The sequence below is a fragment of the Actinomadura gamaensis genome (genome assembly GCF_042652125.1).
In the GTDB taxonomy this organism is placed as follows: domain Bacteria; phylum Actinomycetota; class Actinomycetes; order Streptosporangiales; family Streptosporangiaceae; genus Spirillospora; species Spirillospora gamaensis.
Genome location: NZ_JBHSIT010000015.1, coordinates 12306 through 35689, shown reverse-complemented (window position 1 = coordinate 35689; position 23384 = coordinate 12306). Strand labels below are relative to the sequence as shown.

The window sequence follows — 23384 nt, the reverse complement described above, 5'->3', positions numbered from 1 at the left end:
CGAACCAGGAAGAGGTGAGCGAGATGGACCGCCATGCCGCGCGTTTCAACCGCGTGCTGCTCGTCCTGACGGGGCTGCTGCTGGCGGCGGCCGGGGGAGCGGGCCTCGCGCTGGGGCTGCGCGCCTTCGGCAGTTCGCGCGCGCACGAGCCCGTGCTGAGCGAGGCCACGCGCCGGTTCGCGTCGGGCCACCCCTGGTACTGGTACGCGATCGGCGCGGGAGCCGTGATCGCGACGCTGATCGGCGTGTCCTGGCTGCTCGCGCAGGGACGCTCCGACCGGATCAACGGGGTCGTCCTGGACGACGGGGACGGCCAGGGCAAGACCATCGTTCCGGCCGGGACGCTCGCGAGCGCCCTCCAGGACGACATCGAAGAGTGCCCCGGCGTCGAGTCCGCGCGGGCGCGGCTGTCGGGCAAGCCGTCCGCGCCGAAGCTGCGCGTGAACGTCGCCTACGACCGCCGCGCCGACCTGCGGCAGTTGCGCCGCGACATCCAGGACCGCGCGCTCGCGCGGCTGCGCGGCGCGCTGGAGGTGGACCGGATGCCCACCGTCGTCCGGCTGCGCCTGGTCACCGGCGACGAGCGCCGCACGGTCGAATGACCGCGCCCGCCGCGGTCCGAACTGCGTTCTAGACCCTGGCCGCCGCGCCCGGCGTGCGCCATGATGACCGGCCATGAGCGAAGACATGGCGGGGCGCGTGGAGGACACGGCCGGGCGCGCGGAAGGCATGGCGGGGCACGTGGCCGCGTTCGAGCAGACCGTCCGGTCGACGATCGCGCTGGCGGAGACGTTCGGCGACGCGGAGTGGGAGAAGCCGACCGAGCTTCCCGGCTGGACGGTCAAGGACGTCGTCTCGCACCTGGTGGGTGTGGAGACGCTGCTGCTGGACGAGGATCCCGCGCCCGGCCACACGCTGCCGGACGACCTCCCGCACGTCCGCAACGAGCTCGGCCGGCTGGTCGAGGTCGCGGTGGACTACCGCCGCGGCACGCCCGGTAGCGAGGTGCTCGCGGAGCTGCGGGCCGTTCTGGACCGCCGCCTGGTCCGGCTCGCGTCGACGCCCCCCGACGAGCCCGCGATGCTGCCGATCGGCCGGGAGGGCACCTACGCCGAGCTGATGGTGTTCCGCGCGTTCGACTGCTGGGTGCACGAGCAGGACATCCGGCGCGCGGTCGGCCGTCCCGGCAATCTGGACGCCCCCGCGGGCCTGCGCACGCTCTCGGTCGTCGAGCGCGGCCTGCCGATGATCGTCGGACGCCGCGCCGCCGCGTCCCCCGGCACGGCCGTGGCCTTCGAGGTCACCGGGCCGGTCGCGTTCACCCGGCACGTCCTGGTCGGCCCGGACGGCCGCGCCGATTTCACCGATCAGGGCGGCGAGGGCGCGACGGTGCTGCGGATGGACTGGGAGACGTTCACGCGGCTGGTGACCGGCCGCTGCCGGGGCGACGCGGCGGCGGTGCGGGTCGAGGGGGACGCCGAGCTCGCCGGACGCGTCCTCGGGGCGATGGCCCTGGCACCTTGACGACACCTTTGTCCGCACGATCCCCAAAATCACCTTTATGCCGCCTACCGTCGAGGGTGACCCGCTGACGTCGAAGGGGAACTGGAGGTGCGAGCTTGCTTGAGCTTCAGGTGACGGGTGGCTCCCCAAGGGAGCCCTTCGACAGATGGAGGCGCAACCTGACCGACTTCCCGACGGGCCCCTTCCACTAGCGGCCCGGCGCGACCGGAGGCCGTGCCCAACCGCCACGGTCTCCGGGAGCGCAACCCGTATTTCGCACTGTCCAAGGCGTCCGGGGCGATCACCGTCCCGGGCGTCTTTCGCTGTGACCGGGCCCACGCCGCGAGTGGGTTGGAAAATCCAACTCACTGCCCCACACTCAAGTTGGATATTCCAACCGAGGAGGCAGTGATGCGAGACGCGGTGATCGTCGAGGCCGTCCGGACGCCGATCGGGAAGGGCAGGCCGAACGGCGCGCTGCACCCCGAGCACCCCGTGGACCTGCTCGCCCGCACCCTGAAGGCGCTGGTCGAGCGCGCGGGGATCGACCCGTCCGCCGTGGACGACGTGATCGGCGGCGTGGTCACCCAGGCGGGGGAGCAGGCGCTCAACCTCACCCGCAACGCCGTCCTCGCCGCCGGGTTCCCCGAGTCGGTCCCGGCGACGACCGTGGACCGCCAGTGCGGCTCGTCCCAGCAGGCGCTGCACTTCGCCGCGCAGGGCGTGATCTCCGGCGCGTACGACGTCGCGATCGCCTGCGGCGTCGAGTCGATGTCCCGCGTCCCGATGGGGTCGGCCGTGCTGCCCGGCAGCGACCCGTTCGGGCCGCTGCTGCACGCCCGCTACCCCGAGGGCCTGGTCGGCCAGGGCATCAGCGCGGAGCTGATCGCCTCCCGCTGGAAGCTCACCCGCGCCGAGCTGGACGAGTTCGCCGCCGCCTCCCACCGCAAGGCCGCCGAGGCCACCGCGAGCCACGCCTTCGACCGCGAGCTGGCCTGGCCCGGCACCGACGAGTCGATCCGCCCGGCCACGACCCCCGAGATCCTCGCGAACCTCAAGCCCGCCTACCACGACGAGGCCACCGCCCGGCGCTTCCCGGAGATCGGCTGGAACATCACGGCGGGCAACGCGTCCCCGATCAACGACGGCGCCGCCGCCGTCCTCGTCATGAGCCGCGAGGCCGCCGAGCGCCTCGGCCTGCGTCCCCGCGCCCGCTTCCACGCCTTCGCCGTCGCGGGCGACGACCCGCTGCTCATGCTCACCGCGATCATCCCCGCCACCGCCAAGGCCCTCGCCCGCTCCGGCCTCGCCCTCGACGACATCGACCTGTTCGAGGTCAACGAGGCGTTCTCGCCGGTCGTCCTGGCCTGGCTGCGCGAGACCGGCGCCGACCCCGCGAGGACGAACGTCCGGGGTGGCGCGATCGCCCTCGGCCACCCCCTCGGCGCGAGCGGCGCCCGGATCATGACCACCCTGCTGCACGCCCTGGAGGACACCGGCGGACGCTACGGCCTCCAGACCATGTGCGAGGCGGGCGGCCTCGCGAACGCCACGGTCATCGAACGCCTCTGAGGCCCGGGCCCCCTACCATGACGGTCATGCCGCCGAAGGACGCCGACCCGAGGCCCTGCTCGATCGCCGACACCCTGGACCTGGTCGGCGAGCGCTGGTCGATCCTGGTCGTCCGCGAGCTCTTCCACGGCGTCCGGCGCTTCGACGGCATCGCCCGCAACACCGGCGCGTCCCGCGACATCCTCACCGCCCGCCTGCGCAAGCTGGAGGGCGCGGGGATCATCCGCCGCGAGCGCTACAGCGACCGTCCGGCCCGGTACGAGTACCACCTCACCGAGGCCGGACGGGAGCTGGGCGACGTCCTGCTCATGCTTCTCAAATGGGGCGATCGTCACATCAACCCGGACGATCCGCCCGTCACCTGGACGCACTCCTGCGGCGCCGACCTGGTCCCCGACGTGGTCTGCTCCGCCTGCGGCGAGCCCGCCCGCGAGGGCGCCCACAGCCCCCGCGGCCGGGGCGTCCGGCCCGCCTGACCGGCCCGTCCATGTTTCCACTTCGTCACCGGGGAACGGCGTTCGTGAACAGACGCCAGCAGTTTCCCGGGAGTGTTCCATGACCCAGTTGGTACCGCGCGCCTCCGTCGTCGACACGCTCCGCGTGACCGGATCGGTGATCGCGCCGACCGTCGCCAAGGGCGTGATCGCCCGGCGGCCCGCCGTGGTCGCGGTGGAGGAGCGGATGGACGCCGACCACCGCGCCGGACGGCTCCTCACCGAACTGCGCGGTCGCTACGGGCACGGCCCGCTGCTGCTCTCGATCCCCGGACGCGACTTCGCGCTCATCCTGCATCCCGACCACGTGCGGCGCGTCCTGACCGGATCGCCCGACCCGTTCCAGGTCGCCAGCCTGGAGAAGCGCGCGGCCCTGCGGCACTTCCAGCCGCACGGCGTGCTCATCACCCGCGGCCCCGAACGGACCGAACTGCGCCGCCGCAACGAGGCCGCGCTCGACACCGGCCACACCCACGACCACGCCGACGTCTTCATCGGCAAGATCCGGGACGAGGCCGGCGACCTGCTCCGGCGCGTCGCCCGCACCGGCGTGCTGTCCTGGGACGACTTCCGCCGCACCTGGTGGCGCGTGGTCCGCCGGATCGTCCTCGGGGACGCCGCCCGCGACGACTCGATCACCACCGACCTGCTCACCCGGCTGCGCATGGACGCCAACTGGGCCTTCGCGCACCCGAACCGCCCGCGCGTCGAGCGGGCCTTCGCGTCCCGCCTGCACCGCTACGCCGTCCGCGCCGACCCCGAGGCGCTGGCCTCACCCGAGGTCCAGTCGCAGATGCCGCAGTGGCTGTTCGCCTACGAACCCGCCGGGATGGCCGCCTTCCGCGCCCTCGCGCTGCTGGCGTCCCACCCCGAGCAGGCGTCCCGCGCCCGCGAGGACGCCGGCGACCTGCCGTTCCTGCGCGCCTGCGTCCAGGAGTCGCTGCGCCTGTGGCCGACCACCCCGGCCATCCTCCGCGACACGACCGAGGAGACCGAGTGGGACGGCCGCGTCCTCCCGAAGGGCTCCGGCGTCCTGATCTTCACGCCGTTCCTCGGCCGCGACCGCGAGAACCTGCCCTACGCCGACACCTTCACCCCGGACCTCTGGCTGGACGGCCGTCCGCAGCACGACTGGGCCGCCGTCCCGTTCAGCGCGGGCCCGGCCCAGTGCCCGGGCCGCGACCTGGTCCTGCTCACCACGGCCCAGTTCCTGGCCGCGCTGCTGGAGCGGCACGACTACCGGCAGCGCGACGGGAAGCGCCTCGACCCGCCCGAGCCGCTGCCGGGCACGCTGAGCCCGTTCCGGCTCTCGTTCGACGCCGTCCCGGCGGCCCGGCCGGTCAGCACTCGATCACGTTGACGGCGAGGCCGCCGCGCGAGGTCTCCTTGTACTTGTCGAGCATGTCGCGGCCGGTGTCCTTCATGGTCTTGATGGCCCGGTCGAGGGACACGAAGTGCTTGCCGTCCCCGCGCAGGGAGATCCGCGCGGCGCTGATCGCCTTGATCGCGCCGACCGCGTTGCGCTCGATGCAGGGCACCTGGACGAGGCCGCCGACCGGGTCGCAGGTGAGGCCGAGGTTGTGCTCGATGCCGATCTCGGCGGCGTTCTCCACCTGCTCGGGCGTCCCGCCCAGGACCTCGGTGAGGCCCGCGGCGGCCATCGAGCAGGCCGACCCGACCTCGCCCTGGCAGCCGACCTCCGCGCCGGAGATGGACGCGTTCTGCTTGAACAGCACGCCGATCGCCCCGGCGGTCAGCAGGAACCGGACGACGCCCTCGTCGTCCGCGCCGGGGACGAACCGGTCGAAGTAGTGCAGGACGGCCGGGATGATGCCCGCCGCGCCGTTCGTCGGGGCCGTCACGATCCGGCCCCCGGCGGCGTTCTCCTCGTTCACGGCCAGGGCGAACAGCGTCACCCAGTCCATCGCGTGCAGCGGGTCGGTGGCCTTCTCCGAGGTCAGCTTGCGGTGCAGGCGCGGCGCGCGGCGGCCCACCTTCAGCCCGCCCGGCAGCAGGCCCTCGCGGGTGCAGCCGCGGTCCACGCAGGCCCGCATGACCCGCCACAGCTCGACCAGCCCGGACCGGATCTCCTCCTCGGTGCGGCCGAACGCCTTCTCGTTCTCCAGCATCAGCGCGGAGATCGACAGGCCCGTCTCGCGGCACCGGTCGAGCAGCTCGGCGGCCGTGTCGAACCGGTAGGGCAGGACGGTGTCGTCCGCCTTGATCCGGTCCGCGCCGGTGGCGTTCTCGTCCACGACGAACCCGCCGCCGACCGAGTAGTAGACCCGCGACCGCAGCTCGTTGCCGTCAGCGTCGAAAGCGGTGAACCGCATCCCGTTCGGGTGCCCGGGCAGCGAGATCTTCCGCTCGAAGACGAGGTGCTCGCCCACCACGAACGGCACGCGCTTAACCCCGTAGAGCGTTAGTTCCCCGGTCTCGCGGACGCGCGCGAGGCGCTCGTCCACCGAGTCCACGTCCACCAGCTCGGGCTTGTCGCCCTCCAGGCCGAGGATCACGGCCTTGTCGCTGCCGTGCCCCTTGCCGGTCAGCCCGAGCGAGCCGTAGAGGATCGCCTCGACGGACGCGGTCTTCTCCAGCACCCCGTCCTGGTCGAGCCCGCGCGCGAACCGGTGCGCCGCGGCCATCGGCCCGCCGGTATGCGACGAGGACGGCCCAATGCCGATCTTGAAGAGGTCGAACACGCTGATAGCCATGGCTGCTGCTACTCCGTTGTAGCGAGAGGGACGGACGTGCCCCCGGCCGCCGGGCGGACGGGGGCACGGCCGGTCACAGGTTCGGGTAGAGGGGGTGCTTGTCGGCCAGGGCCTTCACCCGGGCGCTGAGCGCCGCCTCGTCGAAGGACGGCTGGAGCGCCAGCGCGATGACGTCGGCGACCTCGCGGAAGTCGTCGGCGCCGAAGCCGCGCGTAGCGAGCGCCGGAGTGCCGATCCGCAGCCCGGACGTCACCATCGGCGGACGCGGGTCGTTCGGGACCGCGTTCCGGTTGACGGTGATGCCGATGGCGTGCAGGCGGTCCTCGGCGTCCCGGCCGGTCAGCTCGGAGTCGACCAGGTCGACCAGGACGAGGTGCACGTCCGTGCCGCCGGTCAGCACCTTCACGCCGGCCTTCGCCGCGTCGTCGGCGAGCAGCCGCTCGGCGAGGATGCGGGCGCCCTCCAGCGTGCGCCGCTGGCGGTCCTTGAACTCGTCGGACGCCGCGACCTTCAGCGCGACCGCCTTGGCGGCGATCACGTGCTCCAGCGGGCCGCCCTGCATGCCGGGGAAGACGGCCGAGTTGATCTTCTTGCCGTACTCCTCCCGCGCCAGGATCAGGCCGCCGCGCGGACCGCCGAGGGTCTTGTGCGTCGTCGTGGTGACGATGTCGGCGTGCGGCACGGGCGAGGGGTGCAGCCCGGCGGCGACGAGGCCCGCGAAGTGGGCCATGTCGACCATGAGCAGCGCGTCCACCGAGTCGGCGATCTCGCGGAACCGGGCGAAGTCCAGTTGCCGCGGGTAGGCCGACCAGCCCGCCACGATCATCTTCGGGCGGTGCTCGGCGGCGAGGCGCGCGACTTCGTCCATGTCCACCCGGCCGTCGTCCTCGCGCACGTGGTAGGGCACCACGTTGAGGACCTTGCCCGAGTAGTTCAGGCGCATGCCGTGCGTCAGGTGGCCGCCATGGGCCAGGTCGAGCCCGAGGATCGTGTCGCCGTGGTTCAGCAGGGCGAAGTACACCGCGGTGTTCGCCTGCGCGCCCGAGTGCGGCTGGACGTTGGCGAACTCGGCGCCGAACAGCTCCTTGGCCCGGTCGATGGCGAGCTGCTCGGTGACGTCGACGTACTCGCAGCCGCCGTAGTAGCGGCGGCCGGGGTAGCCCTCGGCGTACTTGTTGGTCAGGACCGTCCCCTGGGCCTCCAGCACCGCGACCGGCGTGAAGTTCTCCGAGGCGATCATCTCCAGGGTGGACTGCTGGCGGTGCAGCTCGTCCGCGACGGCGGCGGCGACCTCCGGGTCCACCTCCGCCAGCGGGGCGTCGTGCGAGGAGAGGGCGGCCACGGTCAGGACTCCTCGATGAGCTTGGCGTAGGCCTCGGCGTCGAGCAGGTCGCCCGGCTCCTCGCTGATCTTCACCTTGAAGATCCAGCCCTCGCCGTACGGGTCGTCGTTGATCACCTTGGGCTCGTCGACCACGGCCGCGTTCACCGCGGTGATCTCGCCGCTGACGGGGGAGTACAGGTCGCTGACCGACTTGGTGGACTCCACCTCGCCGCAGGTCTCGCCGGACTCGACGGTGTCGCCCTCGCCCGGCTGGAGCTCGAGGAAGACGATCTCGCCGAGCGCGTCGGCGGCGTGCTGGGTGATGCCGACGGTGACGATGCCGTCCTCGTTGTCGAGGCCGGCGACCCACTCGTGGTCTTCGCTGTAGCGGAGCTGCTCCGGAACGCTCACGTGTTCTCTCTCCAGGGATTCAGGAACGCTTGTAGAAAGGCAGGGCGACGACGTCGACCGGCTCGTGCCGGCCGCGCACGTCCACGGCCAGCTCGGTGGTGTCCTCGGGGACCGAGGCGTCCAGGTAGGCCATGGCGATCGGCGTGCCCAGTGTGGGCGACGGGGCGCCGCTGGTCACCACCCCGCACGGCGTGCCGTCCGGGCCGACGACCGCGTACCCCTTGCGGGGCGCCCTCCGCCCGCGGGCCACCAGTCCCACGAGCCTACGGCCTGCGGGGGCCTCCGCACGCGCGGCCAGCGCGGTCCGCCCGACGAAGTCCGCGTCCTTCTCGAACTTGACCACCCGGCCGAGGCCCGCGTCGAACGGCGTCGTCTCGGTGGTGAGCTCGTTGCCGTACAGCGGCATCCCGGCTTCGAGCCGCAGCGTGTCGCGCGCCGACAGCCCCGCCGGGACGACCCCCTCGACCCCGGCCAGCGTGTTCCACAGGCTCACCGCGTCGGCGGCGGCGACGAAAAGCTCGAAGCCGTCCTCACCGGTGTAGCCGGTGCGGGCGATCAGGGCGTCCACCCCGGCGACGGTGCCGGACAGGATGGCGTAGTACTTCAGCTCGGGCAGCGGCGCGTCGGTGAAGCGGAGCAGGATGTCCTGCGCGTCCGGGCCCTGGAGGGCGATGAGGGCGTAGGCGTCGGACCGGTCGTCCACCTCGGCCTCGAAGCCCTTGGCCCGCTCGACCAGGGCGTCCCGGACGACCGCGACGTTGGAGGCGTTGGCGACGACCAGGTAGGTCTCGGCGGCCAGCCGGTAGACGATCAGGTCGTCCAGCACCCCGCCGTCCTCCTGGACGATCATGGTGTAGCGGGCCTTCCCCACGGCCATCGGCGAGATGTTGCCGACCAGCGCGTAATCCAGCGCGGCGGCGGCCTGCGGGCCGGTGAGGAAGATCTCGCCCATGTGGGAGAGGTCGAACAGCCCGGCGCCGGTGCGGACGGCCTTGTGCTCGGCGGTCTCGCTCGCGTAGCGCAGCGGCATCAGGTAGCCCGCGAAGTCCACGAGGTTCGCGCCCAGAGCGGCATGGACGTCGTAGAGCGGCGTCTTCTTGGCAGTCGGATCGGCGGACATGGGTCTGGCTCCTTGGTCGCGGGGCGCGCGTGGACTCCCGTCAATGGTCCCACTCGCGCACCGGGCGGCTCGGTGCCTCCCCCTCTGTCATCGGCGCCTGAGAGCTTCACCCCCTGACCTTGCGGGGGCTTTCACCTTCGGCGGAGGGCGGTGAGGCCCTCGCTTTCCAGAGGTCGCCTGGTCCGCGCGGTCCGTGGGGCCTGAGAGGTTCCGGGGAGGAGTTGCTCCTTCGGCGGCCCCCGCTGGCGGCGGGGGCGCTCTCCCGCGCGGGATCAACGGCTGTCCGCAATCTACCAGCGGCCTGGGGGCGCTACCAGCCGACTTGTCGCGCTTTGCCGTTGATTTCGGCGTTCCGATTGACGGGGCCGGACGCCGACGGTTGCATGATCTCGCAACTCAGCGATCTTTCAGCCGATCGAGAGGAGACGCCATGGCGTTCACCCGGAGCGCGGGCACCCGGAGCCGCGTGTGGCTCGCGTCCGGAGCGGGGGCCGCCGTGGTCGCCGCGTCCGTGGCGGCGGTCGCCTGGAACGGCGGGTCGGCGGGCGCGTCCGGGGGCGAGCACGCGGCGGGCGCGGTCGCGGCGACCTCCGCCGCGGGCTTCAGGCACCCCGGCGTCCTGGTCGGCAAGGCGCAGCTCGACGCGATGCGCAGCCGCGTCAAGGCGGGCAAGCAGCCGCAGAAGAAGGCGTACGACGCGATGATCGCAAGTAAGTACGCCGACCTGAAGCGGACACCGAAGCCCCGCGCGAACGTCGAGTGCGGCTCGTCGTCGCACCCGAACAACGGCTGCACGGACGAGCGCGACGACGCGATGGCCGCCTATACCGACGCGCTCGCCTACACGGTCAACCACGACCAGCGGTACGCGGCCAAGGCCGTCCAGCTCATGGACGCGTGGGCGAAGGTGCTGAAGGAGCACACCAACTCCAACGCGCCGCTCCAGGCGGCCTGGGCCGCCAACGACTGGGCCCGCGCCGCCGAGATCATCCAGTATTCGCCGTACGGCGCGAAGTGGAAGGGCGCGAAGAGGTTCTCGTCCTTCCTGCGGACGGTGTACCTGCCCGTCGTCAACAAGGACCGCCCCACGACGAACGGCAACTGGGAACTGATCATGACGGACGCGACGATCTCCATCGCCGTCCACACCGACGACCGCGCCGCCTACGACCAGGCCGTGGCCCGCTGGCGCAAGCGCCTGCCCGAGTACGTCTACCTGAAGCAGGACGGCCCGCTCCCGAAGACCCCGCCCGGCGTCTCGGGCAAGGCGGCGACGATCAAGTACTGGCAGGGGCAGAGCACCTTCGTGGACGGCCTCGCCCAGGAGACCTGCCGCGACTTCGGCCACACCGGCTGGGCCCTCGACGCCGCCGTCCACGTCGCCGAGACCGCCCGCCTCCAGGGCCTCGACCTCTACAAGGAGGCCCGGCCCCGCCTGACGAAGGCGATGGAGTTCCACGCCCAGTACGACCTGGGCGCCAAGGCGCCGTCCTGGCTCTGCAAGGGCAGCCCGAAGACCGGCCTCGGCCCGGTCCTGGAGATCGGCTACAACGAGTACCACCACCGCCTCGGGGTCGCGCTGCCGAAGACCGGACAGCTCGTCACGTCGAAGCGCCCGGCCGGAGCGTCCTACTTCCTCGGCTGGGAGACCCTCACCCATGCCGACGCCCCGTAGGCGTCAGCGCACGTCAAGGGGGGCGCCCGGCCGGGCACCCCCTTTTTCTTCGCGCTAGAGCGGGGTGACGTAGGCGCCGGAGATGCCGCCGTCCACGAGGAACTCGGACGCGGTGATGAAGGACGCGTCGTCCGATCCGAGGAAGGCGACGGCCGCCGCGATCTCCTCGGGCTCGGCGAAGCGTCCGGTCGGGATGTGGACGAGCCGCCGGGCCGCCTTCTCCGGATCCTTCGCGAACAGCTCCTGCAACAGCGGCGTCGAGACCGGCCCGGGGCAGAGCGCGTTGACCCGGATGCCCTCGCGCGCGAACTGGACGCCCAGCTCCCGCGACATCGCCAGCACGCCGCCCTTGGACGCCGTGTAGGAGATCTGCGAGGTCGCCGCGCCCATCTTGGCCACGAACGACGCCGTGTTGATGATCGATCCGCGGCCCTGCTGCCGCATGTACGGGATCACGTGCTTGCAGCACAGGTAGACGCTGGTGAGGTTCACCTCCTGGACGCGCTTCCAGGCGTCCAGGCCGGTCTCCAGGATGGAGTCGTCGTCCGGCGGGGAGATGCCCGCGTTGTTGAACGCGACGTCGATCCGTCCGTAGGCGGCGTGGGCGGCCTCGAACAGCGCCTTCACGTCGTCCTCGGACGTGACGTCGGCCTTGACGAACAGGCCGCCGACCTCCTCGGCCGCCTTGGTGCCGCCGGTCTCGTCCAGGTCGGCGACGACGACCTTCGCGCCCTCGGCCGCGAGCCGCCGGACGGTCGCCAGCCCGATCCCGCTCGCCCCGCCCGTGACGACGGCGACGCGCCCCTCGAAACGCTGCACGCTATTCCTCCGTGGATATGAAGACGTTCTTGGTGTCGGTGAAGGCGGCGAGGGCGTCCGGGCCGAGCTCGCGGCCGAGGCCGGACTGCTTGAAGCCGCCGAACGGGGTCCAGTAGCGGACCGACGAGTGGGAGTTGACCGAGAGGTTGCCCGCCTCGACCGCGCGGGACATGCGGAAGGCGCGGCCGACGTCGCGGGTCCAGATCGATCCGGACAGGCCGTAGGGGGTGTCGTTGGCGATCCGGACCGCGTCGGCCTCGTCCTCGAAGGGGACGACGACCGCGACGGGGCCGAAGACCTCCTCGCGCCAGGCGGGCAGGCCGGTCACGCCGTCCCCGGCGAGGACGGTCGGGGCGTACCAGAACCCCTTGCCGGACGGGGCCGTGCCCCGGACGGCAACGGGGGCGCCGTCCGGGACGAACGAGGCGACGCGCTCCCGGTGCGCGCCGGTGATCAGCGGCCCGACCTGCGTCTTCTCGTCGCGCGGGTCCCCGACGACGACGGCCCGGACGGCCGGTTCCAGCAGTTCCATGAAGCGGTCGTAGACGGGCCGCTGGACGAGGATGCGCGAGCGGGCGCAGCAGTCCTGCCCGGCGTTGTCGAAGACCGCGCCGGGGGCGGTGGCGGCGGCCTTCTCGATGTCGGCGTCCGCGAAGACGATGTTGGCGCTCTTGCCGCCGAGCTCCAGGGTGAGCCGCTTGACGCCGGGCGCGCACGCGGCCATCAGCTCGCGGCCGACGCGGGTCGAGCCGGTGAACGCGATCTTCGCGACGTCCGGGTGGTCGGCGAGGCGGCGTCCGGCGACCGGGCCCTCGCCGGGCAGGACGGTCACGACGTCCTCGGGGAGCCCGGCCTCCAGCGCCAGCTCGCCGACGCGCAGCGCGGTGAGCGGGGTGGCCTCGGCGGGCTTGACGATCACCGTGTTCCCGGCCGCGAGCGCCGGGGCGAGGCCCCAGCCGAGGATCGGCATCGGGAAGTTCCACGGGACGATCAGCCCGACCACGCCGAGCGGCTCGTGGAAGGTGACGTCCAGGCCGCCCGCCACGGGGATCTGGCTGCCGGTCAGCCGCTCGGGCGCGGCGGAGTAGTAGAGCAGCACGTCGCGCAGGTTGCCGGCCTCCCAGCGGGCCTGCGCGATCGGGTGCCCGGCCTCGGCGACCTCCAGCTCGGCCAGCTCCTCCAGGTGCTCGTCGACCGCGGCGGCGAACGCGCGCAGCAGCCGCGCCCGGTCGCCGGGGGAGACGTCCCGCCAGCGGGCGTAGGCGCGCCTCGCCCGCTCGACGGCCCGGTCGGTGTCGGCGACCGTCGCCATGGCCACGGACGTGACGACCTCCTCGGTCGCCGGGTTGATCACGTCCAACACATGCCCTTCCCTCGTGTCGGAGTCGGAGTCGGAGTCGGTTCTCAGAGCCGTTCGAAGCCGCGGAACAGCTCCCAGTCGGTGACGGCGCGGTCGTAGGCGTCCAACTCGACGCGGGCGTTGTTGGCGTAGTGCTCGACGACCTCCTTGCCGAACACCTCGGCCGCCAGGGCGCTGGACGACCAGTCGGCCGCGGCCTCGCGCAGCGAGCGCGCGACGGTCGGCGCGCCGGAGGCGTACGCGTTGCCCGTGTACGGCTCCTCCAGCGGCAGGTCGTTCTCGATGCCGTGCAGCCCGGCCGCGATCATCCCGGCGACCGCGAGGTAGGGGTTCACGTCGCCGCCGGGCGTCCGGTTCTCGATCCGCAGGGACGGCCCGTGCCCGACCAGCCGCAGCGCGCAGGTCCGGTTGTCGAGCCCCCACTTGATCGCGGTGGGCGCGAACGAGCCGGGCTGGTACCGCTTGTAGGAGTTGATCGTCGGCGCGTAGAGCAGGGTGAAGTCGCGCATCAGCGCCTGCTGTCCGGCGACGAACGCCCGCCCGATGTGCGAGAGGCCGTGTTCGCCGTCCGGGGAGGCGAGGACGGGACGTCCGCCGGCGTCCCGCAGCGACAGGTGGATGTGGCAGGAGTTGCCCTCGCGCTCGTTCGGCTTCGCCATGAAGGTGATCGCCATGCCGTCCTGCGCGGCGATCTCCTTGGCGCCCGTCTTGTACAGCGCGTGGTTGTCGCAGGTGGTCAGCACCTCGTCGTACCGGAACGCGATCTCGTGCTGGCCGAGGTTGCACTCGCCCTTCGCGGACTCGACGTACATGCCCGCGCCCTCCATGCCGAGCCGGATCCGCCGCAGCAGCGGCTCGACCCGGGCCCCGCCGAGCAGCGAGTAGTCCACGTTGTACTGGTTCGCCGGGGTGAGGTCGCGGTAGGCGCGGCGCCAGGCGTCCTCGTAGGAGTCGGCGTAGACGATGAACTCCAGCTCGGTGCCCGCGAACGCGGTCCAGCCGCGCTCGGCGAGCCGGCCGATCTGGCGGCGCAGGATCTGGCGCGGGGACGGCGCGACGTCCGAGCCGTCCTCCCACAGGACGTCGGCGTGGACGAGGGCCGCGCCGTCCTGCCAGGGGACGCGCCGCAGCGTGGCGAGGTCGGGCCGCATCACGAAGTCGCCGTAGCCGCGGTCCCAGGACGACATGGCGTAGCCGTCCACGGTGTTCATCTCGACGTCCACGGCGAGCAGGTAGTTGCAGCCCTCCGAGCCGTGCGCGGCGACCTCGTCCAGGAAGAACCGGGCGGACAGCCGCTTGCCCTGGAGCCGTCCCTGCATGTCCGCGATCGCGATGATCACGGTGTCGATGCGTCCGGCGGCGGCCTCGTCGCGCAGCTCGTCCAGCGTCATGCGGGCGCTCATCCGGCTCCTTCCAGGTCGTCGGTCGGCCGGGCGCTCATGCGATGCCCTTCAGCTCGTCCTCGATGGCGGCCAGCTCCTCGGCGCTGCCCTGCACCTTCGGGCCGGTGAACCAGCGCCGCGCCGACAGCACCCACCAGAGCGCCGCCCCGCCGAGGACGGCCCCGAGCGCGACCGGCGCGTAGTTGAAGCTGTCGGTGGTGATCGGGTTCGCGGGCGGCAGCATGAACAGGACCGAGATGAACAGCACCCAGACCACCGCGACGATCCCGATCGGACGGCTGAACCGGCCGAGGTGCCACGGCCCGCGCTCGAACGCCGCGCCCTGCCGCAGCCGCAGGAAGGTCGGGACCACGTAGGCGATGTAGAGGCCGATCACCGCGACGGACGTCACCGCGAGGTAGGCCGTGTAGTTCCACAGCGCGGGCAGGGCCAGCACGAACGCGCAGCCCGCCGCGAGCCAGATCGCGTTGGTGGGGGTGCGGGTGCGGGCGTTGATGCGGTGCCAGGCCGCCGAGAACGGCAGCGCGCCGTCCCGCGAGAACGCGTAGATCATCCGGGAGTTCGCGGTGACCGAGGCCATCCCGCAGAAGAACTGCGCGCCGAACGAGATGAGGATCAGCACGTCCCCGAGGGTCCGCCCGGTCGCGGACGTGAAGATCTGCGCCGGGCCGTCGCTCGCGGCCTTCGCGTAGTCCTGGATCGCGAAGGTCATGCCGAGCAGCAGCAGCCAGCCCGCGACGATCGAGATCAGCACCGAGTTGACGATCCCGCGCGGGCCGGACCGGGCCGCGTCGTGCGTCTCCTCGGTCATGTGCGCGGACGCGTCGTACCCCGTCAGCGTGTACTGCGACAGCAGCAGCCCGATCAGCGCCGCGTAGAACCCGTACTGCCAGCCCGTCTCGTTCACGAACTTCGTGAACACGAACCCGGCGCCCTGGTGGTGGGACGGCTTGAACGCCAGCACCCCGATGACGACCGCGACCCCGGCCACGTGCCACCACACGCTCACGCCGTTCAGCAGCGCCACCAGCCGGACGCCGAACTGGTTCACCAGCGCGTGGATCACCAGCAGCACCGCGAACAGCAGGAACGTGTGGCCGGGCGAGGTCGGGTAGCCGAACCGGTCGTCGAGCAGCGGGTTGAGGAAGGCGGCCGAGCCGTAGACGATCCCGGCGGTCACCGCGACCTGCCCGGTGAAGTTGAACCAGCCGGTGAACCAGGCCCAGGCCGCGCCGTTGCGCGGGGCGAGCTTGGCGGCCCAGTAGTACAGGCCGCCCGCGGTCGGGTAGCTGGAGCAGACCTCGGCCATGGCCAGGGCGACCAGCAGGGTCATCGCGCCGACGCCGAGCCAGCCCCAGGTGATCACGGCCGGGCCGCCGCCCTTGAGGCCGATCGTGTAGGAGGTCAGGCAGCCGGTGAGCACCGAGATGATCGTGAACGAGACGGCGAAGTTGGCGAATCCGGACATCGACCGCCGGAGCTCCTGGGCGTAGCCCAGCTCGTGCAGGCGTCGTTCGTCGTCGGAGAGGGACGGGGCGTGTTCGTCGAGGCTCACGGCGCCTCCTCGCAAGGGGGTTCTGGCGCCCGACTAATCGGGCTAACGTCAGACCATTAAGGTTTGCGGGCGGCGTCCCGTCAAGGGGGTGGAGGCCGCGAAATCCACCTGTAACGTGGGGTGTGTGGAGGAGACCGTGGCGGGACGCACGCCGCTCAGCGAGGCGGTGTTCCGGCCCGTCCGGGCGGGCAACGCGTTCGAGGAGACGGTCGAGCGGCTGCTCCAGGCGATCAAGCTCGGCGTCGTCGACCGCGGCGAGCGGCTGCCGCCCGAGCGCGAGCTGGCCCCGCTCCTCGGCGTCAGCCGCGTCACCCTGCGCGAGGCCATCCGCGTCCTCGCCCAGGAGGGGTACGTCGAGTCCCGGCGCGGGCGCGCGGGCGGGACGTTCGTCACCTACCGGCGCCCGCGGCCGAAGACCACCGACCTCCGCCGCGCCCTGGCCGCCATGGGCGGCGACGACCTCCACGACACCCTGACCTTCCGGCTGGCCGTGGAGACCGGCGCGGCCCAGCTCGCCGCGTCCGCGCCCCTCACCGAGGCCCAGCGCGCCCTGCTCCGGTCCCGCCTGGACGAGCTGAACGGCGCCGGCCCGGACGAGTACCGCCGCCTCGACACCCTGTTCCACCTGACCATCGCCGAGCTCACCGGCTCACCGTCCCTGGTCGCCGCCTGCGCCGACGCCCGGATGCGCGTCACCGACCTGCTGAACGCCATCCCCGTCCTGGCCGCCAACATCGCGCACGCCGCCAGCCAGCACGACGCGATCGCCACGGCCGTCCTGGACGCCGATCCCGACGCCGCCCGGCAGGCCGTCGCCGAGCACCTGGACGGCACCGCCGCCCTCCTGCGCGGCTTCCTCTCCTGAACCTCCGCGCACCCCTGAGCCGACCCCCGAGCCGACCCCCGAGCCCGGCCCCGGCCCCGGCCCGAGCCGGCCTCGGGCCTCGGCCTGAACCGAACCTTCCGCCCGGCTATGGACTTGTACGCGGTCCGGCATGGCCTTCTGACGTAGTCTGGGTGGGTCGCTGGAGATCACCGGGAGGACGGGGAAGCATGTTCTGGCTGGCGGGGGTGCTCATCCTGTTCTTCGGCCTGCTCGCGTCGATCGCGCTGCACGAGCTGGGGCACATGAGCTTCGCCAAGTGGTTCGGCGTGCGCGTGCCGCAGTTCATGGTCGGGTTCGGCCCGACGATGTGGTCGCTGCGGCGCGGCGAGACCGAGTACGGCGTCAAGTGGATCCCGCTCGGCGGGTACATCCGCATGATCGGGATGCTGCCGCCGCGCAAGGGCGACGCGCCCGGGCAGGTGCGCCAGGTGTCCACCGGGCCGTGGCAGGGGCTGATCGAGAACGCCCGCGGCGCGGCGCTGGAGGAGATCCGCCCCGGCGACGAGGACCGGGTCTTCTACTCCAAGAAGTGGTGGCAGAAGCTGCTGATCATGTTCGGCGGCCCGGCCATGAACCTCGTGCTGGCGGTGCTGTTCTTCTCGATCCTGCTGATGGGGATCGGGCGGCAGACGCCGCAGCCGGTGATCGAGTCGGTGTCCAAGTGCGTGGTGAGCGCGGGCCAGAGCGTCACCGAGTGCCCGGCGAACGCGCCGCTCACCCCGGCCGCGGCGGCCGGGCTGAAGGCGGGCGACCGCATCCTCACCTTCGACGGCCACAAGATCGACTCCTACCCCCAGCTCCAGCGGCTGATCCGCGACTCGGCCGGCCGGACGGTCAGCATGGACATCCGCCGCGACGGCCGGGTCGTCAAGGCCAGCACGCCGATCATCCGCAACAAGATGGCCGACCTGAAGGACACGAACAAGACCGTCGAGGTCGGGTTCCTCGGTATCACGCCGACCGAGCCGTTCGTCCGGCAGGGGCCGGGCGCGGTCGCGAGCACGATGGGCGACATGACCGGGCGCACCGCCGAGGCGCTGGTCAACATGCCGAAGAAGATGGTCGGCATCTGGAAGGCCGCGTTCGGCAACGAGAAGCGCGACCCGAACGGTCCGGTCGGCGTCGTCGGCGTCAGCCGGATGGGCGGCGAGGTCGCGGCGTCGCACAGCCTGACCACCCTGCAGAAGGTCAGCGTCTTCGTCGGCCTGCTCGGCTCGCTGAACCTCGCGGTCGGCCTGTTCAACCTGATCCCGCTGCTGCCGCTGGACGGCGGGCACATGGCGGGCGCGCTGCTGGAGGCCTTGAAGAAGGGCTTCGCGCGGCTCACCCGGCGGCCCGACCCCGGCTACGTGGACGTCGCGAAGGCGCTGCCCGTCACCTACGTCATGGCGGCCGTCCTGGTCGTCATGGGCGGCCTGCTGATCTACGCCGACCTGGTCAACCCGATCAAGCTCAACGGCTGATCCCGGACGGAGGCTCCGAACGGCCGATCCAGGGCCGAAGCTCCGAACGGCCGACCCGGGGCGGGCGGAGGGCCTGAACGGCCGCGGGCCGGTCCTCCCTCCGCCGCGGGCCCGCGGCCGTCCGCCCCGGTCAGGCTTCGACGGGCATCACGCCGGTCTTCAGGAAGTCGCGCAGCGCGCCGAGGTAGGGCGCGATGTCGAGGCCCTGCGCCGCGAGCCACTCGTCCGAGCAGTAGGTGTGCCGGTAGCGCTCCGCGCCGTCGCAGATCAGCGTGACGACGCTGCCGCGCTGCCCGGTCCGCCGCATCTCCGCGATCAGCTCGCACACGCCCCACATGGCCGTCCCGGTGGAGCCGCCCGCGTTCCGGCCGGTGACCTCGTTCGTCCAGCGCATCGCCGCGACCGACGCCGCGTCCGGCACCTGGATCATGCGGTCGATCACGGTCGGCAGGAAGGACGGCTCGACCCGCGGCCGTCCGATGCCCTCGATCCGCGAGCCGGGCGCGGTCCGGGACGCGTCGCCGTCGCGGAACGCCCCGAAGAACGCCGAGCCCTCCGGGTCCACCACGGCCACCCGCGTCTGGAACTGCCGGTACCGGACGTACCGCCCGATCGTCGCGGACGTGCCGCCCGTCCCGGCCCCGACGACGATCCAGGTCGGCTCGGGGAACCGCTCCAGCTCCAGCTGCTCGAAGATGGACGCGGCGATGTTGTTGTTCGCCCGCCAGTCGGTGGCCCGCTCGGCGTAGGTGAACTGGTCCATGAAGTGCCCGCCGCACTCGGCGGCGAGCCGGTGCGACTCGGCGTAGATCGTCGTCGGGTCGTCCACCAGATGCGGCCGGCCGCCGTAGAACTCGATCAGCTCGATCTTCTCCGGGCTGGTCGAGGCGGGCATCACCGCCACGAACGGCAGCCCGATCAGCCGCGCGAAGTACGCCTCCGACACCGCCGTGGACCCCGACGACGCCTCGATGATCGTCGTCCCCTCCCGGATCCACCCGTTCGCCAGCCCGTAGAGGAACAGCGACCGGGCGAGCCGGTGCTTCAGCGAACCGGTCGGGTGCACCGACTCGTCCTTCAGGTAGAGGTCGATGCCCCACTCGGAGGGGAGCGGGAACACGTGCAGATGGGTGTCCGCACTGCGGTTGGCGTCGGCCTCGACCTTGCGGATCGCCTCGGCGATCCAGGCCCGGCAACCCGGGTCGCAGTGGTCCACGGTGCGGCTCAACATGGCTCCCCTCGGGGTGTGATCTTCATTGATCATCCTGTCCCACACGATATCGCCGCAGATCACAGGGCATGATGGGGAGACGGGGGGTGCATGGACGAGTTCTTCGAGCGGCGGATCGTCGACACCGGGCGGCTGCCGCTGTTCTGCTTCTTCGTCGCGTTCATCGTCACCTTCGTCCTGACGAGGGTGAACGTGCGGCTGATCCGCGCGAACGTGCGGTGGTGGTTCCGCAACGTCACGGCCGGGGACGTCCACATCCACCACGTCGTGTTCGGCGTGGTGCTGATGCTGCTCGGCGGGGTCGCCGGGTTCGCGGTGCCCTCGGCGCACTCGTGGCCGAACGTCCTGGCGGCGAGCGTGTTCGGCATGGGCGCGGCGCTCGTGCTCGACGAGTTCGCGCTGATCCTCCACCTCCAGGACGTCTACTGGACCGAGAAGGGCCGTGCCTCGGTCGACGCGGTGTTCGTCGCGATCGCGGTCACCGGGCTGCTGCTGCTCGGCGTCCATCCGCTCGGCCTGACCGGCATCGCGCAGCCTGATCCGGGCGAGGAGGTCACCCGGCCGGTGCTGCTGGTCGTGTACGTGGCGTCCCTGTCGGTCAACCTGGCGCTCGCGGTGATCGCGCTGCTGAAGGGCAAGATCTGGACCGGGCTGCTCGGGCTGTTCGTCCCGGTGGTGCTGTTCGTCGGGGCGGCCCGGGTGGCGCGTCCGGGGTCGCCGTGGTCGCGCTGGCTGTACGCGCCGGGCTCGCGCAAGTACCGGCGGGCCGTCCGGCGCGAGGAGCGGTACCGGCGGCCGATCATCCGGGCGAAGATCTGGATCCAGGAGTTCATCGCCGGACGCCACGACCTGCTCCCGCCCGAGTCGCGGCGGCGCAGGTCCGGTCCCGGCCGGACGGGCGATCCGGGCGTGCCCGACCGCCGCGACCGGCGCTCCCCGGTCGACTAGGCGCCGCCGAGTGCGCCGGCCGCGGCCCGGACGTCGCGGAGGTCAGTCGGAGACGACCGGGGCCAGCGCGCGCACCATGTCGATCGTGTCGGCCTCGCCGGCGTTCTTGTCGGGCCGGTAGCGCAGCACGCGGGCGAACCGCAGCGCGAGCCCGGCCGGGTAGCGCGGGCTGGTCTGGAGGCCGTCGAAGGCGATCTCGACGACGAGCTCGGGCCGGACGTGGACGACGTGGCCGTCCTCGCGGACGGCGAGGGCCCGCAGCCGCTCGGTCTGCCAGGCGAGCAGCTCGTCGGTCAGGCCCTTGAAGGTCTTGCCGAGCATGACGAACCCGCCGGTCTCCGGGTCGCGCGCGCCGAGGTGCAGGTTGGACAGGTAGCCGCGGCGGCGGCCGTTGCCCCACTCGGCGGCGAGGACGACCAGGTCGAGGGTGTGCCGCGGCTTGACCTTGATCCAGCCGGCGCCGCGCCGGCCGGCCGCGTAGGGCGTGGCGGGGGACTTGACGACCACGCCCTCGTGCCCGCGCGCGACGGCGTCCGCGAAGACCTTCTCGGCCTCGGCGACGTCGGCGGTGACGGTGCGCGGCATGAGCAGGCTCGCCGGGACGGCCTCGGCGAGCGCCGCGTGCCGTTCGGCGTCCGGACGGTCGAGGAGGTCGGCGCCGTCCAGGCGCAGCACGTCGAACAGGAACAGCGACAGCGGGACCTGCGGGCCGTCCTTGGCCGTGCGGGTGGCGGTGCGCGCGGCGGTGACCTGGAACGGGTGCGGACGGCCGTCCTCGCGCAGCGCGATCAGCTCGCCGTCGAACACCGCGTCGCGCAGGCCGAGCGCGCCGACCGCGCCGGTGATCTCCGGCAGCCGGGAGGTGATCTCGTCGAGCGTGCGGGTGAACACGCGGACCTCGCCGCCCCGGACGTGGATCTGCGCGCGGACGCCGTCCAGCTTCCACTCGACCGCCGCCGGGCCCTCGATCTTGGCCATCGCGTCCGCGACGGTCGGCGCGGACGCGGCGAGCATCGGCCGCACCGGACGCCCGACCTCCAGCATGAAGGCGCGCAGCGCGGGCACGCCGCCGCCGTCCGCCTCGCCGGCGAGGGCGGCGACCGCGACCGGCCCGAGCGCGCCGCGCAGCATGGCGGCCCGCCGCACCTCGGCGAGCGGCACCCCGGCGGCCGTCGCGACCGCGTCGGTCATCACCCCGTCGAGCGCGCCCTGCCGCAGGTCGCCGGACAGCAGCCGGACGAGGAACTCCTGCTCGGCGCGCGTGGCCCGCGCGAAGACGGCGTGCAGCAGCTCGCGCCGCCGCGCGACCGACCCGGCCCCGGAGACCGCGCCGATCTCGCCGAACGCCGCATCGACCTCGGCCACGGTCAGCGCCGGCTCCGCCGCGGGCGGCGGCAGCTCGCGCAGCGCGGCGTAACCGACGCCGATCTGCCGTTGCGGCAGCTCACCGGACAGGTAGGCCACCACGACGGCGGCGTCGCCGGCCCCGGCGGCGCGCAGCGCGCCCGCCAGGGCGTTCACCTTGGCCTTGCGGCCCGGCTCGGCGGCGACCTCCGCCGACGTCCGGGCGATCTCCGACAGCAGCACCGTCCCATTCTGACCTGCGCCTGCGACAGTCCGGCGGCCCGGCCCCTGGCGTGCTCGCGCCCGGCCCGTCTACCGTCGGGGGGAACCGGCCATCGGGGGAGTGAGGAGCGGCAGCGTGGGCCGTCCGACGCAGTCCGGCGGAGCCGGATCCGGGCGTTCACCGGACCTGTCCGAAAACCGGCCTCCCGACGCCGACGGTCACGATCCCGGCGACGTGCCGCCGGGGCACCGTCCCGGTGGTGGGCTCGCGCGCGCGGGCGATCCCTTCCAGCGCGTCTACTCGTCGCCGGAGCCGCCGTCCGCGCAGCGCCGTCCGAGACTCCTGATCGTGCTGGTGGCGGTGGTGTCGTTCGCGGTGGCGGCGGCCGCGGTGTTCCTGCTCGTCCCGTCCGGCGGGAGGACGACGGCGGGACCGTCCGGAATCCGGACGACCGTCCAGTCCGGAACCGGTGAGCCGACCGCTTCGGAGACCCCGAAGCCGTCCGCGTCCGCGCCTTCCAAACCGCAGTCCTCGGCGCCCGCGCCGCCGCCGTCCACGGCGAAGCCGTTCACCGCGCTGTCCCTTCCGGACGCGTGCACGACCGTTTCCGCGTCCGTCCTCAATCGGGTCGTGCCGGGCGCGACCAAGCAGCAGAACTCCAACAACACGCTCGCGACGTGCACCTACACCTCGAAAGCGCCGTTCCGCTGGCTGCTGGTCGAGCTCTACCTCTTCCCGTCCACCACCCTCCAGGACGCCGCGGGAGAGGCGAGCCACGACTTCGCCGCGCGCTGGACCCAGGCGCACAACACCCCGCTGGAGCGGACGATCTCGCTCGAACGGGTGCCGGGCCTGGGCGACGAGGCGTTCCGCAGCTACAAGCAGGACAAGGGCCAGCCGGTCGTGGTCGGAGAAGTCACCGCCCGCCGCGGCAACGTTGAGATCAGGGTCGGTTACAGCCGGCAGCTGTCCTCCGGCGCCACTCCGGAGTCGCTGCGGCAAAGCGCGCTGGCCAATGCCACCGACACCGCCCGGGAAGTGCTGTCCGCGCTGCGGTAAATCATTTCTGTCCTCAATCGGCCGGATCATGTCGTGGACTCAGTCAGAGACTTCTAGGGTGGGTCGGTAAAGGGGAGGGTCACGTCGGCTGGGAGTGCCGTCCGACGTGGTAGAGCCTGGGGAGGAGGAGGTTGAAGCCCGTGGCCGCGAAGCCGCAAGGCGTGTCCTGGGTGTAGCCCGGACACCGACGCCGAAACTCCGCGAGGGGCCGTGGAACGGAGACGCCGTTCCACGGCCCGCATGGTTTTCGGGGCGGAATTGGACGGACCGTCACCAATGGG

General features: G+C 72.4%; 20 protein-coding genes and 2 riboswitches. Of the genes, 10 read left to right on the top strand and 10 right to left on the bottom strand.

Annotated features, from left to right (window positions below):
* Window positions 1-23: 23 nt before the first annotated feature.
* From amaP to ACFPCY_RS37730, 5 genes are all read left to right on the top strand, one after another.
* A complete protein-coding gene (gene amaP, locus ACFPCY_RS37750) occupies window positions 24-602 on the top strand; it encodes an alkaline shock response membrane anchor protein AmaP (RefSeq protein ID WP_378263678.1) in 579 nt (192 codons plus the stop codon).
* 73 nt (window positions 603-675) lie between these two features.
* Entirely contained in the window at window positions 676-1524 is an 849-nt protein-coding gene (locus ACFPCY_RS37745) for a maleylpyruvate isomerase family mycothiol-dependent enzyme (protein ID WP_378263677.1), read from the top strand.
* Between the two features lie 390 nt (window positions 1525-1914).
* Window positions 1915-3075: a thiolase family protein gene (locus ACFPCY_RS37740; RefSeq protein ID WP_378263675.1), complete on the top strand. Its 1161-nt coding sequence runs from the start codon at window positions 1915-1917 to the stop codon at window positions 3073-3075.
* Window positions 3076-3101: 26 nt separating this feature from the next.
* A complete protein-coding gene (locus ACFPCY_RS37735; RefSeq protein WP_378263673.1) occupies window positions 3102-3551 on the top strand; it encodes a winged helix-turn-helix transcriptional regulator in 450 nt (149 codons plus the stop codon).
* Window positions 3552-3630: 79 nt separating this feature from the next.
* On the top strand, window positions 3631-4929 hold the full coding sequence (locus ACFPCY_RS37730; RefSeq protein ID WP_378263671.1) for a cytochrome P450: 1299 nt from the start codon (window positions 3631-3633) through the stop codon (window positions 4927-4929).
* Here ACFPCY_RS37730 and ACFPCY_RS37725 read toward each other — a convergent pair.
* The 4 genes from ACFPCY_RS37725 to gcvT form a co-directional block, all read right to left on the bottom strand.
* Window positions 4910-6283 carry an L-serine ammonia-lyase gene (locus ACFPCY_RS37725; RefSeq protein ID WP_378263669.1) on the bottom strand — a complete coding sequence of 458 codons (1374 nt, stop codon included), beginning with the start codon at window positions 6281-6283 and terminating at the stop codon, window positions 4910-4912. The two genes, ACFPCY_RS37730 and ACFPCY_RS37725, sit on opposite strands and share 20 nt — an antisense overlap.
* 73 nt (window positions 6284-6356) lie before the next feature.
* Window positions 6357-7625, bottom strand: a complete 1269-nt coding sequence (locus tag ACFPCY_RS37720; RefSeq protein ID WP_378263667.1) for a serine hydroxymethyltransferase — start codon at window positions 7623-7625, stop codon at window positions 6357-6359.
* A gap of 2 nt (window positions 7626-7627) precedes the next feature.
* Complete coding sequence (gene gcvH / locus ACFPCY_RS37715; RefSeq protein ID WP_378263665.1) at window positions 7628-8017, bottom strand: glycine cleavage system protein GcvH; 390 nt, start codon at window positions 8015-8017, stop codon at window positions 7628-7630.
* Between the two features lie 19 nt (window positions 8018-8036).
* Window positions 8037-9137 (bottom strand): glycine cleavage system aminomethyltransferase GcvT, encoded by a 1101-nt coding sequence (gene gcvT / locus ACFPCY_RS37710; protein WP_378263663.1) that lies wholly within the window; start codon window positions 9135-9137, stop codon window positions 8037-8039.
* 74 nt (window positions 9138-9211) lie between these two features.
* A riboswitch (glycine riboswitch) is annotated at window positions 9212-9313 on the bottom strand.
* Between the two features lies 1 nt (window position 9314).
* Window positions 9315-9412, bottom strand: a riboswitch (glycine riboswitch).
* A gap of 155 nt (window positions 9413-9567) precedes the next feature.
* Here gcvT and ACFPCY_RS37705 point away from each other — a divergent pair.
* On the top strand, window positions 9568-10812 hold the full coding sequence (locus ACFPCY_RS37705) for an alginate lyase family protein (protein ID WP_378263661.1): 1245 nt from the start codon (window positions 9568-9570) through the stop codon (window positions 10810-10812).
* Between the two features lie 54 nt (window positions 10813-10866).
* Here ACFPCY_RS37705 and ACFPCY_RS37700 read toward each other — a convergent pair whose 3' ends face one another.
* The 4 genes from ACFPCY_RS37700 to ACFPCY_RS37685 are packed head-to-tail and all read right to left on the bottom strand — an operon-like array spanning window position 10867 to window position 15949.
* Window positions 10867-11631 (bottom strand): 3-oxoacyl-ACP reductase, encoded by a 765-nt coding sequence (locus ACFPCY_RS37700; protein WP_378263659.1) that lies wholly within the window; start codon window positions 11629-11631, stop codon window positions 10867-10869.
* A gap of 1 nt (window position 11632) precedes the next feature.
* Complete coding sequence (locus ACFPCY_RS37695; RefSeq protein ID WP_378263955.1) at window positions 11633-12991, bottom strand: aldehyde dehydrogenase family protein; 1359 nt, start codon at window positions 12989-12991, stop codon at window positions 11633-11635.
* 44 nt (window positions 12992-13035) lie between these two features.
* Entirely contained in the window at window positions 13036-14394 is a 1359-nt protein-coding gene (locus ACFPCY_RS37690) for a glutamine synthetase family protein (RefSeq protein ID WP_378263657.1), read from the bottom strand.
* Window positions 14395-14428: 34 nt separating this feature from the next.
* The gene (locus ACFPCY_RS37685; RefSeq protein ID WP_378263655.1) at window positions 14429-15949 is read right to left on the bottom strand and encodes an amino acid permease; all 1521 of its coding nucleotides are present in this window, start codon (window positions 15947-15949) and stop codon (window positions 14429-14431) included.
* A gap of 124 nt (window positions 15950-16073) precedes the next feature.
* Between ACFPCY_RS37685 and ACFPCY_RS37680 the strand changes: the two genes are divergently transcribed.
* Together ACFPCY_RS37680 and ACFPCY_RS37675 are read left to right on the top strand one after the other, a co-directional pair.
* Window positions 16074-16814: a FadR/GntR family transcriptional regulator gene (locus ACFPCY_RS37680; protein WP_378263653.1), complete on the top strand. Its 741-nt coding sequence runs from the start codon at window positions 16074-16076 to the stop codon at window positions 16812-16814.
* Between the two features lie 188 nt (window positions 16815-17002).
* The gene (locus ACFPCY_RS37675; protein ID WP_378263651.1) at window positions 17003-18298 is read left to right on the top strand and encodes a M50 family metallopeptidase; all 1296 of its coding nucleotides are present in this window, start codon (window positions 17003-17005) and stop codon (window positions 18296-18298) included.
* A gap of 130 nt (window positions 18299-18428) precedes the next feature.
* Here the strand turns inward: ACFPCY_RS37675 and cds1 are convergent, their stop codons facing one another.
* Window positions 18429-19529 (bottom strand): L-cysteine desulfhydrase Cds1, encoded by a 1101-nt coding sequence (gene cds1, locus ACFPCY_RS37670; protein ID WP_378263649.1) that lies wholly within the window; start codon window positions 19527-19529, stop codon window positions 18429-18431.
* A 90-nt stretch (window positions 19530-19619) separates the two neighbouring features.
* On the opposite strand from cds1, the gene ACFPCY_RS37665 reads away from it, so the two are divergent.
* Complete coding sequence (locus ACFPCY_RS37665; RefSeq protein ID WP_378263648.1) at window positions 19620-20477, top strand: hypothetical protein; 858 nt, start codon at window positions 19620-19622, stop codon at window positions 20475-20477.
* A gap of 42 nt (window positions 20478-20519) precedes the next feature.
* Here the strand turns inward: ACFPCY_RS37665 and ACFPCY_RS37660 are convergent, their stop codons facing one another.
* Window positions 20520-22064 carry an ATP-dependent DNA ligase gene (locus tag ACFPCY_RS37660; protein ID WP_378263646.1) on the bottom strand — a complete coding sequence of 515 codons (1545 nt, stop codon included), beginning with the start codon at window positions 22062-22064 and terminating at the stop codon, window positions 20520-20522.
* Between the two features lie 115 nt (window positions 22065-22179).
* On the opposite strand from ACFPCY_RS37660, the gene ACFPCY_RS37655 reads away from it, so the two are divergent.
* The gene (locus ACFPCY_RS37655; protein ID WP_378263644.1) at window positions 22180-23103 is read left to right on the top strand and encodes a hypothetical protein; all 924 of its coding nucleotides are present in this window, start codon (window positions 22180-22182) and stop codon (window positions 23101-23103) included.
* The last annotated feature ends 281 nt before the right edge of the window (window positions 23104-23384 follow it).